We start from the raw sequence: 13,780 nt of genomic DNA, 5'->3' as shown, positions 1-13,780 counted from the left end.
AAGGATGCAAATATACTAAATACTCGTTAACATTATTTGCATCATGTTTTCTTTAAGGAACTCGTTTTTGTTGAAAATTGAATGATAATATTTTCTTTTTCCTTATCCAGGGTTGCTTTTAGTTTTGAACCAGCTTCCGGATTTTCATTGAGTAGAAATTCAGCTAAAGGATCTTCAAGATGTTTTTGAACTGCCCGATGTAAAGGTCGTGCTCCAAATTGTGGATCAAACCCCTTTTCAGCTAGAAAATCAATAGACTCATCCGACATTGTTAAAAAGTATCCTAATTGCTCTATTCTCGTTATCAATTTTTGTAAAACAATCCTGATAATCTTATGCATTTCTGGCTTTTCAAGCGTATTGAATATTAAAACATCATCAATTCTGTTTAAAAATTCAGGTGAAAAGGTTTTCTTTAATGCATTTTTAATGACTGTTTTTGTATTTTCATCTTGGTTGTCAACCCGGGTCTTGGTCGCAAATCCTACTCCTTGTCCAAAGTCCTTCAACTGGCGGACTCCTATATTTGAAGTCATGATAATGATGGTATTTTTGAAATCTACTTTTCGACCTAAACCATCCGTTAATAAACCTTCATCTAATACTTGTAATAAGATATTATAAACATCTGGATGGGCTTTTTCAATTTCATCTAATAGTACCACAGAATAAGGCTTACGTCTTACCTTTTCCGTAAGCTGTCCACCTTCTTCATATCCTACATAACCTGGAGGAGCACCGATCAACCTGGAAACTGTAAATTTCTCCATGTATTCACTCATGTCCAAACGGATTAAAGCTTCCTCAGAGTCAAATAAAAATCTTGCAATTCCTTTTGCTAACTCTGTTTTTCCAACACCCGTAGGACCCAGAAAAATAAAGGATCCAATAGGCTTTCTAGGATCTTTTAAACCAACCCGATTTCTTTGAATGGCTTTGCATATTTTGGTAATCGCTTCATCTTGTCCGACTATAGATTTTCGGATTTCATCCGCCATATTTACCAATTTCTTGCTTTCGGATAGGGCGACTTTTTTTACTGGTATACCAGTCATCATAGACACTACCTCAGCGATATCATCTTCAGTAACCGGATACCGTTTTGCTTTTGCATCAGCTTCCCATTCTGTTTTTGATTGTTCCAGTTTTTTCATTAAACGGGATTCTAAATCCCTTAAATCAGCAGCTTTTTCATATTGTTGACTTTTCACAGCAATATTCTTCTGATCTTTTATTTGATCAATTTGTTTTTCAATTTCTTCAATATGTTTTGGAACATGGATATTTTTTAAATGAACCCTTGCACCTACTTCGTCAATAACATCAATCGCTTTATCAGGTAAAAATCGATCTGTGATATATCGGTCACTTAATTTTACACAACTTATAATAGATTCATCCGAATAACTTACAGAATGATAATCTTCATATTTCGACTTAATATTATTCAATATTTGAATCGTTTCTTCTGCCGTCGGAGGATCTACCATTACTTTTTGAAACCGACGATCTAAAGCTCCATCTTTTTCAATATGCTGACGGTATTCATCCAATGTGGAGGCTCCGATACATTGCAACTCGCCACGTGCCAATGCGGGTTTAAATATATTGGATGCATCTAATGAACCGGTAGCTCCACCAGCTCCAATAATAGTATGGATTTCATCAATAAATAAAATGACATCTCTTGATTTTTCAAGTTCAGTCATAATCGCTTTAATCCGTTCCTCAAATTGACCACGGTATTTTGTGCCAGCAACAAGTGCCGCCAAATCAAGCATTACAATGCGTTTATTAAATAAAGTGCGGGACACTTTTTTCTGAATTATACGCAATGCTAAGCCTTCTACAATAGCTGTTTTTCCAACTCCTGGTTCTCCAATTAATATCGGATTGTTTTTCTTCCGGCGACTTAAAATCTGTGAAACTCTTTCGATTTCTCTGTCACGACCGATTATAGGATCTAATTTTCCTTCTTCTGCCAGTCGGGATACATCCCTTCCATAATTATCAAGAACCGGTGTCATTGATTTATTACTGGATTTACGAGAATAGGTTCCTTGACTTGGCTCATCTTCGTATGGGTCAGAATCGGATGCTGCATTTTGGGGTAAATCTTCTAATCCCGGATCTTCCGCTTTTTGTTCGATTAAATATTCGAGCTCAGAACGGTAACTTTCATAATCTACATTAAATTGATCTAGGATTTGCGAAGCAAGGTTTTCATTGTGTTTTAGCAAAGAAAGAACCAAATGTTCAGGATATATTTCTTCTTCCTTATTCACTTTTGCCTCCAGGTAAGTAAATTTTAAAACTTTCTCCGCATGCTTATTAAGTGGTAAATTACCAACTTGAAAGGTAGCTTCATTTCCTTTTTTAACTGGAATCGCTTCCTCAATTTTAAATCGGAGGTCTTCAAGATCTACTTTTAAGGCTCTTAATACATTCACAGCCAAGGTATCTTTTTCCTGGATCAGTCCAAGTAAAATATGTTCTGTGCCTATATAGTCATGACCAAGTCTGAGGGATTCTTCCCGACTATTGGCCAAAACCTTTTTGACTTTTTGGGAAAATTTCTTATTCATTTAATTGATAATTATATCTAAAATACAAATTAAAAGCCGTTTTGATTACGGAATTCCTCTTGTTTAATAAATAATTAACCTCCTGCCAGCAATCGATTATGCCAAATATAAAGGCTTTGTGTTTTGCTTGGGTACAAAGTTTATTACTTTTGCATTCCAAAGGTAATAATTTTGGATATTTATTTATTCATATATTTATTATTTAATATGGATAAACAAGTATATTTTAATATATTATAATATTCACCAGCATAACCAATGAAATATCAGGTAGATAAACAAGACAGGTACGCAATTTTTAGCCTGGAAGAGAAAAATCTAAATTCTCTGATTGCTCCTCATTTAAAATCAGAATTTGTATTCTTGAGGAATGAAGGTGTACGAAATCTAATTTTTGATCTAGGAGATGTAGACTTTGTCGATTCATCAGGATTGAGTTCTATTTTAACCGCAAATAGAATTTGGAAAGACTATGGTTCTTTTGTTATGACAAATATCAAAAGTGAGAGCGTTCAAAAATTAATCGAAATTTCAAAACTAGATGGTATTTTAACCATTATACCTACTATAGAAGAAGCAATTGAGTATGTTTTTATGGAGGATCTTGAACGGGATCTTTCGGAAGAAGAATAGAAATGAATACCGGAAAATTTGAGCTTCAGTTGCTGGGATGCAGCGCTGCTTTGCCTGCATTTAACCGGTTACCATCAGCACAGGTATTAAATATTCATGAAAAATTATTTTTAATAGACTGTGGAGAAGGAACTCAATTCCAATTAAAGAAGTACGGCATTCGAAAATCCAGAATTGATCATATTTTTATTTCTCATTTACATGGAGACCATGTCTTTGGTTTACCCGGACTCATAACGAGTTATAATTTAATGGATAGAAAAGAGGATTTAAATATCTATGCTCCTCAAGGTATAGAAGAGATGATAACTCAAATTTTATCTTTTTCATCAGGTGAGTTACACTATAAAATATGTTTTCACAATATTACTGATTTTCAGGGTAAGATAATCTTTGAAGACGAGCATGTTAAAGTTAAAAGTTTGCCTTTAAATCATAAAATCCCAACGAGTGGTTTTTTATTTGAAGAAAAGTTAGCTAAAAGAAAATTAAACCTACATGCAATAAATGAATTGGGCATTTCTAAGGAATATTGGAAGCAAATTGAAGAAGGCTTTGACATTAGCTTGTCCGATCATAGCAAAATATCCAATAGTCAACTTGTATTAGACCAGCAGAAAACTAGAAAATATGCCTATTGTTCTGACACACGCTATGAACTTTCTTTGATTCCATATTTGAAGAATATTAACTTGTTGTACCATGAAACGACCTACCTCGATGAATTAAGTTTAAAGGCTCAGGAGAACGGTCATAGCACAGCTATACAAGCCGCAAAAATTGCATTGGCAGCAAATGTAAAAACTTTATTGACGGGTCATTATTCGTCGCGATATGAAAAACTTGATCCAATTTTAAAAGAGTGCCAATCGATTTTTGAAAACACCATATTGGGAACCGAAGGATTAATTATTAAAGTAGATTCGTGATAATTAAGAGTCAAGAGTCAATAGTTAATAATTAAGAGTCAAGAGTCAAGAGTCAAGAGTCAAGAGTCAATAGTTAATAATTAAGAGTCAATAATTAATAATTAAGAGTCAAGAGTCAATAGTTAATAATTAAGAGTCAAGAGTCAATGGTTAATAATTAAGAGTCAATAGTTAATAATTAAGAGTCAAGAGTCAATAATTAATAATTAAGAGTTAATAGTCAAGAATTAAGAGTCAAGGGGCGAATGTCAATAATTAAAAGTTAATAGTCAAGGGGCGATAATTAAGAGGCAAGAGTTAAGAGCTTGGAGAGGATCGTTTTTTATTCTCGTTTATAAGGGCAAAATTTAGCTTACAGCTTTCAATTATTTACTTGAGAATTTCAGGGCTTTTGCTTTTTAATGGAACTTATATTATATAAATTACAAATATTTTGGAAAAAAGCCCTGTAAGTGTATCTTTGCAGCTCGATTTTAGAATCGTGGACTGATCTGTTAGCTCAGTCGGTAGAGCAACGGCCTTTTAAGCCGTGGGTCTTGGGTTCGAGTCCCAAACAGATCACTATAAAACCCTTGTAATCATTGTTTTACAAGGGTTTTCTAATTTAACACAAGGATCAATTTGAAAAGCATATAATTGTGAGACGTAATTTTTCAATACCTTCATATTATGAATAAAATTGTAGCCAACGCTGAAGAAGCCATTAAAGATATTCACTCAGGTATGACTTTAATGGTAGGTGGATTCGGATTATGCGGAATTCCTGAAAATTGTATTCGAGCCCTTGTAAATTCGGGTATTCAAAATCTGACTTGTATTTCAAATAATGCAGGAGTTGATGATTTTGGCTTGGGTTTACTTTTGAATAATAAGCAGATCAAAAAAATGATTTCTTCCTATGTAGGTGAAAATGAAGAATTTGAACGGCAAATGTTGAGCGGTGAATTAGAAGTCGATTTGATTCCTCAAGGTTCATTAGCTGAACGTTGCAGGGCAGGAGGCGCAGGAATACCAGCATTTTTTACACCTGCAGGATATGGAACTGAAATAGCTCAAGGCAAAGAAAGTAGAATTTTTAATGGGAAGCCTCATATCCTGGAAACTGCTTTAACAGCCGATTTTGCATTGGTAAAAGCATGGAAAGGTGACCGTTTTGGAAATTTGATTTATAAAGGAACAGCGTTAAATTTCAATCATGTGATGGCAATGGCTGGTAAAATAACAATTGCAGAAGTTGAAGAATTAGTGGAACCTGGAGATTTAGATCCAAATTTTATTCACACTCCAGGAGTTTTTGTGCAGCGTATATTTCAAGGAATTGCATATGAAAAAAGAATTGAACAAAGAACTGTTCGAATTAAAAATTGAATTCATAATATAATACAAGTATGCTTGATAAAAATGGTATAGCAAAAAGAATTGCACAAGAATTAAAAGATGGTTGGTATGTTAACCTTGGTATTGGAATTCCAACTCTCATTGCCAATTATGTTCCGCAAGGAATAAATGTTGTTTTTCAATCAGAGAATGGCATCTTAGGGATGGGCCCTTTTCCATTTGAAGGCGAAGAAGATGCAGATATGATCAATGCTGGAAAACAAACAGTCACCTTATTGAAAGGAGCATCCATATTTGATTCTTCCATGAGTTTTGCAATGATTAGAGGTCAACATATTCAGTTAACTGTATTAGGCGCTATGGAAATTTCAGAGCATGGTGATATCGCGAATTGGAAAGTTCCTGGAAAATTAGTGAAAGGAATGGGGGGCGCTATGGATCTGGTGGCATCTGCAAAGAATATTATTGTGGCCATGATGCATACAGATCATCAAGGAAATTCTAAATTATTAAGAAAATGTACCTTGCCTTTAACAGGCGTTAAATGTATTGATAAAATAGTAACGAATCTGGCGACAATCGAAATTACAGAAGCAGGCTTTAAACTTGTGGAACGCGCTCCAGGTGTGCGTGTGGAAGATATTATTAAAGCAACCGATGCAACTTTAATTATCGAAGGAGAAATTCCAGAAATGAAAATAAATTAAACATTAAAGTCAGCTCCTTTTACAACTTGAAATATGAACCGTTAAAATTTTAAAGAATAAAATTATTTCTTTATAAATTTTCGGGTACTTATTCTGCCTTCCTGATCTGCAATTTGAAATAAATAGACAGCTGGTTGAAGTGCATCTGTTTTTAAATGGAATTGGCCTTTACCCGATTGAATGGTAGTGGGTTTATCTAAAATAATTTTACCATTAAGATCTCTAATTTGCAAGTTCCCATCAAAGGTATTTTGACTTTCAAATTGTACAAATAATAGATCTTTAACTGGATTTGGTGAAATAGAAAAATCAACGATTCCATCTAAATTGGCCACCGCATTAGGAACTTTTGCGATTAGTAATATAGCAGTATCAACGACTCTGATAAAATTACTATTTTGATTTAATAATTGAACCCAGGCATCATTATTATATCGATATGAAATATTTACATTTACACTTGTAAAACCATCTACAGAGGTGCCTTCATAGATTGCATTGAGTTCTATCGTTTTACCACCTTGGCTTGATACATCGAATGGATCACTAACAAAACAAACTACATTTTGACTTCCTGTACTTTCAAGAAAGAAATCATTATTAGCAGATCTTAATCTAACATTTTCTAACATTTTGCCTTCAGAAACGCCAATGGATCCGTTACTTGTATTTAAAATAGGTTTGCAAGTGGAGCAGCCGGAACAGTATGTTTGATTTGTATTTGAAGCACAACCATCAACCCAAGTGCTATTTTTAAATGCAATTCCAGGGGTTACGCCTAAGCTAAAAAATGGGCTAGTCCTAGATTGGCCTAACCTGCCAATTCTAATTAAATCTAAACGAAGACCTCCTTTATGTCTTTGGTCGTTGCCACCATTATCGGTAGCAGGAACCACAGCAGCAGTCTTTCCACAAAATTTAAACTGCATAGAGGGTTGTGAAAACCCATTAAGAGAATAAAATAAAATTCCCGTTATAAAACATAATTGTTTGAATGTCATATGATTAAACATAATTTGAAGTAAAGATACGTAAACCTAAATGATTTTTAAAAAATTAAATGATTAGAATTTTAAGTTCTAAAATTAAGTTTATGGATTAAAGATAACCATGGAATTAATATACTTAAAATTTCTAAACTAGAGCTTGTGACTTGAAATTAAATAAATCTCTAACTATCTATACGTGTGAAATCTAAAATTGTAGGCCTGCCTTTTGAAAATTATTTTCAAATTTAACTAAAACTATGAATGGCTTTTTGAATCATAAAGCTTGCTTCTAAAATCTGCTCTTTAGTAATGCATAATGGTGGCGCAAGTCTGATTATATTTCCGTGGGTAGGCTTTGCAAGTAATCCATTTTTTGCCATTTCAAGACAAATTTTCCATGCGATTTCACTATTTTCATCAGTATCAATAACAATTGCATTTAAAAGTCCTTTGCCCCTCACTGTTTTAATGAGTCTATTTTTTTGTTGTATAGACGTTAATTCAGATCTTAAAATTTCTCCCATTTCTTTAGCATTTTCGATTAAGCCTTCTTCCAGGATCACTTCCAAAGAAGCTTTCGCAACGGTTGCTGCTAATGGATTGCCTCCGAAAGTCGAACCATGTTCTCCTGCTTGAATGCAAAGCATAATTTCATTGGAGGTAAGAATTGCAGAAATCGGTAAAACACCACCCGAAAGCGCTTTTCCTAAAATTAAGATATCCGGCTTAATCGCAACATGATCACATGCAAGCATTTTACCAGTACGAGCTATGCCAGTCTGAATTTCATCAGCAATAAATAAAACATTATAGGATTTACAGAGTGCATAAGCGGTCTTTAAAAAATCATCAGAAGGAATTATTACACCTGCTTCTCCCTGGATAGGTTCAATTAATATTCCTGCAACATGCTCCTGACTTATTGCATGTTCTAAACTTGATAGATCGTTATATGGAATTTTTATAAATCCCGGTAAAAAGGGCCCGAAGTTTTTATAACTCGTAGGATCTGTAGATGCTGAAACAGCACTCATGGTACGTCCATGAAAATTTCCTTCAAAAACAATGATTTTGGCTTGATTTTCTGGTATTTTCTTTATCAAATAAGCCCATTTTCGACAAAGTTTTATAGCAGTTTCTACTCCTTCTGCCCCGGTATTCATAGGAAGCACTTTATCATAGCCAAATAATTGTGTAATATATTTTTCATAGCTCCCTAATTGGTCATTATAAAATGCACGGGAAGTCAAACACAACTTTTGTGCTTGAGTGACTAAGGCATTGATTATTTTAGGGTGGCAATGTCCTTGATTTACAGCAGAGTAGGCGGATAAAAAATCATAATATTGTTTACCATTAACATCCCAGAGATGAACCCCTTCACCGCGCTCCAATACGACCGGTAGAGGATGATAATTGTGCGCTCCATATTGTGCTTCGATTTCTATAAATTGACTCGCAGTGGATTTTGACAATATGGTATTCATATTAATTGATATTAATTGAGAATTTGACTACAAAATTACAAACTAAACTTTTGACAGCATTTAATCATTTGTTAAATCAGATAGTATTGTTTTATATAATTTTAATGTTTGCTGAATGATACTGTTGTTGCCATCATTCGTGATAATATAATTTGCAAATTTAATTCGTTCTTCATCCGATATTTGAATACGGATTCTTCGCTTGACTTCGGCTTCAGAAAGTTGGTCTCTTTTAGACACCCTTTGGATGCGAATAGGTAAAGAAGCAATCACTAAAATTATTTTATCAACAGGTTGAATGCTTAGTGTTTCAATAAGTAAGGCGGATTCTTTAAGTACAAATTCGGACTGTTGATTTAAAATCCAATGACTAAAATCTATTCCAACCGCTGGATGTACAATAGCATTAATCCAGGTTCTTTCTGCGTCAAATTTAAATATAATTTCTCCTAAAAATTTTCTATTTAAAATTCCAGTATCAGAATATACTTGATTCCCAAAATGTTCTTTCATTGAATTTATAATTATCGGATCGTTTTCCATCAGAAATCGCGCTCTGACATCTGAATAATAGACAGGAATATTTAAAAATTCAAACAAATTTGCGATGGTCGTTTTGCCACTTCCAATTCCTCCGGTTAATCCAATAATTTTCATGTATTCGTATTGAGTTCTTTCAAAATGCATTCCGAAATGGATTTAGGATCTTGGATCTGATCTCTGTTTATTTTTTCAAATTTCGATTTAATTTTAATAAACCATAGCATTTCTTCATTTACAGGAATTTCAAAACTAATGGATGCAGGTTCATCCAAAGTATAATGAAGTATTTGAATTCCGAATGCTTTTAAGATCCCTATTAAGGATTGAATATTCGACACATGACTGCTGATTAAAAATTGCTTTTGGATTAATATGGTAACGATCGAAGCGGATTCAAGACAACATCTGGTACTTTCTTTATACGCTTTAATCAATCCAGAAGTTCCTAAAAGCGTACCGCCAAAATACCGCACCACAATTACAATAATATTTTGAAGTTCAAAACTTTCAATTTGATTTAATATTGGTTTTCCTGCAGTGCCAGAAGGTTCCCCATCATCTGATGTTTTTGATTGTGTATCCTGGATGCCTAATTTCCATGCATAACACCAATGTCTTGCTTTTGGGTGAAGAGCTTTTATTTCATTAATTGCGCGATCAATTTCTTTTTTATCCTGAATCGGAATTGCATATGCAATAAATTTGCTAGCCTTCGAAACAAATTCATAAGAATTGGTTTGATTTAAACTTTTATATGAATGTTTTATACTCAATTAAACTGAATAATAACTAATGAATACAATTGAAATTAAAGAGAACAAGAGTCCAATCCATTGCCTTAGTGTTAGATTTTCTTGAAAAAATAAATAGCCTATCAAAGTAGCAATTAGGATTACTGAACAATTTAGTATTGGAAAAAAGAGGGATCCTGTAAACTCTTGATTTAACGCAAGCATCATACTTTGGATGGAATAGTAATTTGGAATTCCTAAGAGTACACCAAAGCCCAGTTCTTTAAAACTGATTTGAATGGACCTATGAATTATTATATGGCTGATAAGTCCCAGGATAGCAGCTATCCCAAATATATAACCAGGAAAAATGGAGTAAATATTTGTTGAGATAAATTGCTTTTTACCAACTATTATAAAAAGAATTTCAATAGCAGCAGAAAGTATTAATGTACCCAATAAGAAAATGATCGGTCTAAGTGCAAATTTAGACTTGACTTCTGATGTTTTATAAATTAATGGAATCGCAAGTAGGCCGAGGAATAATCCAAACCATTGAATAGTATTCAGGACGTCTCCCAAAGTGATTGCCACAAGCACAGTCAATACTATAGACATTTTTTGAAAGAGGGTAGATATTGAAAGTCCGACAATATGAATGGTCATTGCAAACCAATTAAACCCAATAATAAAAAGAAAACCTAATGCAAGCAAATAGGGTAACCAGCTCGTTGAAAAGCTGTCTACCATGAAGTTTCCATTTTGGGAAAATCCAATAATTACACAAACCCAGTAATTGATAATGATGATTCTGGATGTTTTACATTCAAATTTAGCTGCCAGCTTAAAGATTAAACCTAAAATACTGGTGCAAAGAATACAAAGTATTGTAAAAAACATATCCGCTGCAAAGCTATTAACATTTTATTGATTCCTCTTTTAAAACTAATTATAGGTTCTTTCCACAATAAAAAATAAATTTGTCTTATTTTATTAACTTTTGTGTTTGGTATATTTTGATATGATTACCATAGTATCCTATAGGTGAACCAAGATGCGGGGTATAGTTTATCAAGATTAGTGTCTGAATTTGAAGGAATTATTAACATTTTAAATTGAACAAGCTTGCATTTCAATTATTAATAGATTGTAATTTAAATTGGTATCTTGTAATAATTTTTACATAAGATTTGCAAAGGCAAACTATAAAATTTTAGAATTTTCATCTTTTTCGAAGTACAACTTCATTATTAATTATAAACCATTGCGATTAATTTATTCTCTATGACAATAGTTACTTTATTTCTTTATGTCGGACTTGTAGCAGCTTTATTAACGGGTTTGATTTTTTGGTCACGCAAAAGTCAATTCCACTTTGCAGATAGCTTTCTTCAAAATTTCGCTGGGGTTTTATTTATATTTTCTGGCTTTGTTAAAGCAGTAGACCCATTAGGAACTGCATATAAGATGGAGCAATACTTTACGGCATTCGAGGATACCTGCAATGGTTCCTTTCTTAAATTTTTGGCACCTTTGTTTCCTTTACTATCTAAATATGCAATAAGTTTTTCTGTATTTATGATTGTTTTGGAAATCGTATTGGGAATTATGCTAATCATCGGTTATAGACGTAAATTAAGTGCATGGTTGTTTTTTATCATCATGATCTTTTTTACCATATTAACGGGATTTACCTTTTTAACAGGATATGTACCTACAGATGTTAATTTTTTCGAATTTGGAAAATGGGTAGAATTCAATAAAACGAATATGCGTGTCACCGATTGTGGTTGTTTTGGAGATTTTATTAAGTTGGAACCTAAAATATCATTTATCAAAGACTTAATACTTATGGTTCCGGCATGTTGGTTTTTGTTTCGTTGGAAAAATGAACACCAATTATTTAGTCCTATAATCCGCACAGGCATCACATGTATGAGTGTTTTAGGTTTGTTGTTGTTTTCATTTAGCAATTTTGTTTGGAATGAGCCGGTATGGGATTTTAGACCATTTTCTAATGGTATCGATATTAAATCTAAACTGAAAGCCGAGCAAAAGGCACAAGCGGATGTTGAAATTATTGCTTATAGAATTAAAAGCAAAATTGACAAACGCGAAATGGATGTTCCTTATAAAGATTTTTTGGATTCCTTTAAGAAAAACTCAAATTTTAAAGCAAATTGGGAAACATTGGATCAAATAAAATCTGAACCAAGTATTCCTAGAACCAAAATTTCTGATTTTGATATCCTTTCATTGGATGGACAATCTATGACTGATTTTATATTAGATGAAAGCCGTTATAATTTAATGATCATTAGTCCAAAAGTTAAATATGAATCATCTGTTATAGAAGAAGAAAGGATTGATACTATTTATAAAATGGATACTACTATAATTAAATTAAAGAAAAGAGATAGTTTGGTTATTACAAAACAAGTTGCGGGTACTCAATCAAAAAAATATAAAAGGAATCAGTATCAATGGGATGAAGAATATTTAAATACATTAAAAACTAAATTTTTGCCTCTTATAGACAGTGTCCGAAATGATGGGGTGACTGCTTCCGCTGTTTTTGGCTTGCTAACAGAAGAAGGTATCGCAGATCTTAAGGAAAAATCTGGAATTGATTTTCCTTGTTATGAAGCCGATGATTTGTTGTTAAAAACGATTTTGCGCTCAAATCCTGGTTTAATATTATTGAAAGATGGTAAAATTATTCATAAATGGCATAAAAATCAATTGCCAAAACCAGAAGAATTGAGAGTTAAATATTTGAATTTATTAGGCAATAAAATATATTAAAATAATAAAACATATATTATACAGAATATAATTCGATAAAAGAGTTTACTTTTGCGTTAATAAAAGCCGGATCACTACATGCTGAGTAGGAGGAATGTTCGCGTCAAAGTGATGCAACAATTATATAGTATAGCCCAAGATAGAGAACTTACGTTTAAGGAGGCGAAGCAAGCTTATTTTAATACAATCCATGATTCCTTTAGATTGTACTTACTTAACTTGTATTGTATTATGAAGGTGTGTTCAGCAGCATCTGAAGATTTTAAGATACGTTCTGCAAAGCATATTAAATCTGCAGATGACAAACATTTTACCGACAAAATATACTCTAATCATTTGGTAACCAGTCTTGTATCAAATAAGAAATTACAGGATAAATTTAAAGAAGAAAAATGTGTTGATGGTTTAGAAGAAGATCTTTTCAGACGTATTTATAAAGAATTTTGTAAGGAAGAGAGCTATCAAAAGTATTTGACATCAGAATCGACCGATGAAGATCATGTTGAGATTTTATTAGAACTTTATAGGTTTTGCCGTAAAAATGAAGTTTTTAATGAAATAATGGATGATCGTTTTACAGGGTGGATGGATGATAAGTCTCTGGTTATCGGTGCATTGAAAAAAACTTTGAAAATTTTACCGAGAAGCGGACCAATTTATGAAGAACATATTCCAGATGATGATACCGTCATAAATTTTGGACAGTTTTTATTAGAAACAACCTATAGGGAAGATAAAGATTTGGAAAACCTAATAAATCCGGTTCTTGAAAATTGGGATTCTGAACGTGTAGCCTTAATTGATATGATTTTAATAAAAATGGGTGTTGTCGAAATGTCCCATTTTAAAACAATCCCAGCGAAAGTTACGCTTAATGAATACGTAGAACTTTCCAAAACCTATAGTACTGATAAATCAAAGGAATTTGTAAATGGAGTACTCGATAAGCTTTTGAAGCAATTGGAAGCAGAAGGTAAAATTGTCAAAGAGGGCAGAGGATTAAGTCAATAAACCAGATAAAAGTCATTTTTTA

General features: G+C 32.9%; 12 protein-coding genes and 1 tRNA gene. 7 read left to right on the top strand and 6 right to left on the bottom strand.

The features are described from left to right. Positions 1–41 precede the first annotated feature (41 nt). Positions 42–2,585: an ATP-dependent Clp protease ATP-binding subunit gene (locus IPO86_11595; protein ID MBK9728753.1), complete on the bottom strand. Its 2,544-nt coding sequence runs from the start codon at positions 2,583–2,585 to the stop codon at positions 42–44. Between the two features lie 258 nt (positions 2,586–2,843). On the opposite strand from IPO86_11595, the gene IPO86_11590 reads away from it, so the two are divergent. The 5 genes from IPO86_11590 to IPO86_11570 all read left to right on the top strand — a co-directional run bounded on the left by IPO86_11590 (position 2,844) and on the right by IPO86_11570 (position 6,192). Next, positions 2,844–3,218, top strand: a complete 375-nt coding sequence (locus tag IPO86_11590) for an STAS domain-containing protein (GenBank protein ID MBK9728752.1) — start codon at positions 2,844–2,846, stop codon at positions 3,216–3,218. Positions 3,219–3,220: 2 nt separating this feature from the next. Further along, complete coding sequence (locus IPO86_11585; protein ID MBK9728751.1) at positions 3,221–4,147, top strand: ribonuclease Z; 927 nt, start codon at positions 3,221–3,223, stop codon at positions 4,145–4,147. A 488-nt stretch (positions 4,148–4,635) separates the two neighbouring features. Then, a tRNA-Lys gene (locus IPO86_11580) sits at positions 4,636–4,708 on the top strand. 108 nt (positions 4,709–4,816) lie between these two features. Continuing rightward, a complete protein-coding gene (locus IPO86_11575; protein MBK9728750.1) occupies positions 4,817–5,515 on the top strand; it encodes a CoA transferase subunit A in 699 nt (232 codons plus the stop codon). Between the two features lie 20 nt (positions 5,516–5,535). Further along, positions 5,536–6,192, top strand: coding sequence for a CoA transferase subunit B (locus tag IPO86_11570; protein MBK9728749.1), 657 nt, complete (start codon positions 5,536–5,538; stop codon positions 6,190–6,192). Between the two features lie 62 nt (positions 6,193–6,254). On the opposite strand, the gene IPO86_11565 is transcribed toward IPO86_11570, so the two are convergent. From IPO86_11565 to IPO86_11545, 5 genes are all read right to left on the bottom strand, one after another. Next, a complete protein-coding gene (locus IPO86_11565) occupies positions 6,255–7,121 on the bottom strand; it encodes a T9SS type A sorting domain-containing protein (protein MBK9728748.1) in 867 nt (288 codons plus the stop codon). A gap of 305 nt (positions 7,122–7,426) precedes the next feature. Beyond that, a complete protein-coding gene (gene rocD, locus IPO86_11560) occupies positions 7,427–8,668 on the bottom strand; it encodes an ornithine--oxo-acid transaminase (GenBank protein ID MBK9728747.1) in 1,242 nt (413 codons plus the stop codon). Between the two features lie 60 nt (positions 8,669–8,728). Further along, positions 8,729–9,325, bottom strand: coding sequence for a dephospho-CoA kinase (locus IPO86_11555; GenBank protein ID MBK9728746.1), 597 nt, complete (start codon positions 9,323–9,325; stop codon positions 8,729–8,731). After that, positions 9,322–9,984, bottom strand: a complete 663-nt coding sequence (locus tag IPO86_11550) for a YigZ family protein (protein MBK9728745.1) — start codon at positions 9,982–9,984, stop codon at positions 9,322–9,324. The genes IPO86_11555 and IPO86_11550 overlap by 4 nt, the downstream gene beginning before the upstream one ends. Continuing rightward, on the bottom strand, positions 9,985–10,842 hold the full coding sequence (locus tag IPO86_11545; protein ID MBK9728744.1) for a DMT family transporter: 858 nt from the start codon (positions 10,840–10,842) through the stop codon (positions 9,985–9,987). Between the two features lie 384 nt (positions 10,843–11,226). Between IPO86_11545 and IPO86_11540 the strand changes: the two genes are divergently transcribed. Together IPO86_11540 and nusB are read left to right on the top strand one after the other, a co-directional pair. Further along, complete coding sequence (locus IPO86_11540) at positions 11,227–12,747, top strand: DoxX family membrane protein (protein MBK9728743.1); 1,521 nt, start codon at positions 11,227–11,229, stop codon at positions 12,745–12,747. Positions 12,748–12,858: 111 nt separating this feature from the next. Continuing rightward, the gene (gene nusB, locus IPO86_11535; GenBank protein ID MBK9728742.1) at positions 12,859–13,758 is read left to right on the top strand and encodes a transcription antitermination factor NusB; all 900 of its coding nucleotides are present in this window, start codon (positions 12,859–12,861) and stop codon (positions 13,756–13,758) included. Positions 13,759–13,780 lie beyond the last annotated feature (22 nt).

The organism is Saprospiraceae bacterium (assembly GCA_016717265.1).
In the GTDB taxonomy this organism is placed as follows: Bacteria; Bacteroidota; Bacteroidia; order Chitinophagales; family Saprospiraceae; genus Vicinibacter.
This window is presented reverse-complemented; position numbering and strand designations above follow the sequence as displayed.

Coding starts and splice junctions, on each gene's coding strand:
- IPO86_11595 (MBK9728753.1), bottom strand. CDS start 2,585: ATGAATAAGAAATTTTCCCAAAAAGTCAAAAAGGTTTTGGCCAATAGT.
- IPO86_11590 (MBK9728752.1), top strand. CDS start 2,844: ATGAAATATCAGGTAGATAAACAAGACAGGTACGCAATTTTTAGCCTG.
- IPO86_11585 (MBK9728751.1), top strand. CDS start 3,221: ATGAATACCGGAAAATTTGAGCTTCAGTTGCTGGGATGCAGCGCTGCT.
- IPO86_11575 (MBK9728750.1), top strand. CDS start 4,817: ATGAATAAAATTGTAGCCAACGCTGAAGAAGCCATTAAAGATATTCAC.
- IPO86_11570 (MBK9728749.1), top strand. CDS start 5,536: ATGCTTGATAAAAATGGTATAGCAAAAAGAATTGCACAAGAATTAAAA.
- IPO86_11565 (MBK9728748.1), bottom strand. CDS start 7,121: ATGCAGTTTAAATTTTGTGGAAAGACTGCTGCTGTGGTTCCTGCTACC.
- rocD (MBK9728747.1), bottom strand. CDS start 8,668: ATGAATACCATATTGTCAAAATCCACTGCGAGTCAATTTATAGAAATC.
- IPO86_11555 (MBK9728746.1), bottom strand. CDS start 9,325: ATGAAAATTATTGGATTAACCGGAGGAATTGGAAGTGGCAAAACGACC.
- IPO86_11545 (MBK9728744.1), bottom strand. CDS start 10,842: ATGTTTTTTACAATACTTTGTATTCTTTGCACCAGTATTTTAGGTTTA.
- IPO86_11540 (MBK9728743.1), top strand. CDS start 11,227: ATGACAATAGTTACTTTATTTCTTTATGTCGGACTTGTAGCAGCTTTA.
- nusB (MBK9728742.1), top strand. CDS start 12,859: ATGCAACAATTATATAGTATAGCCCAAGATAGAGAACTTACGTTTAAG.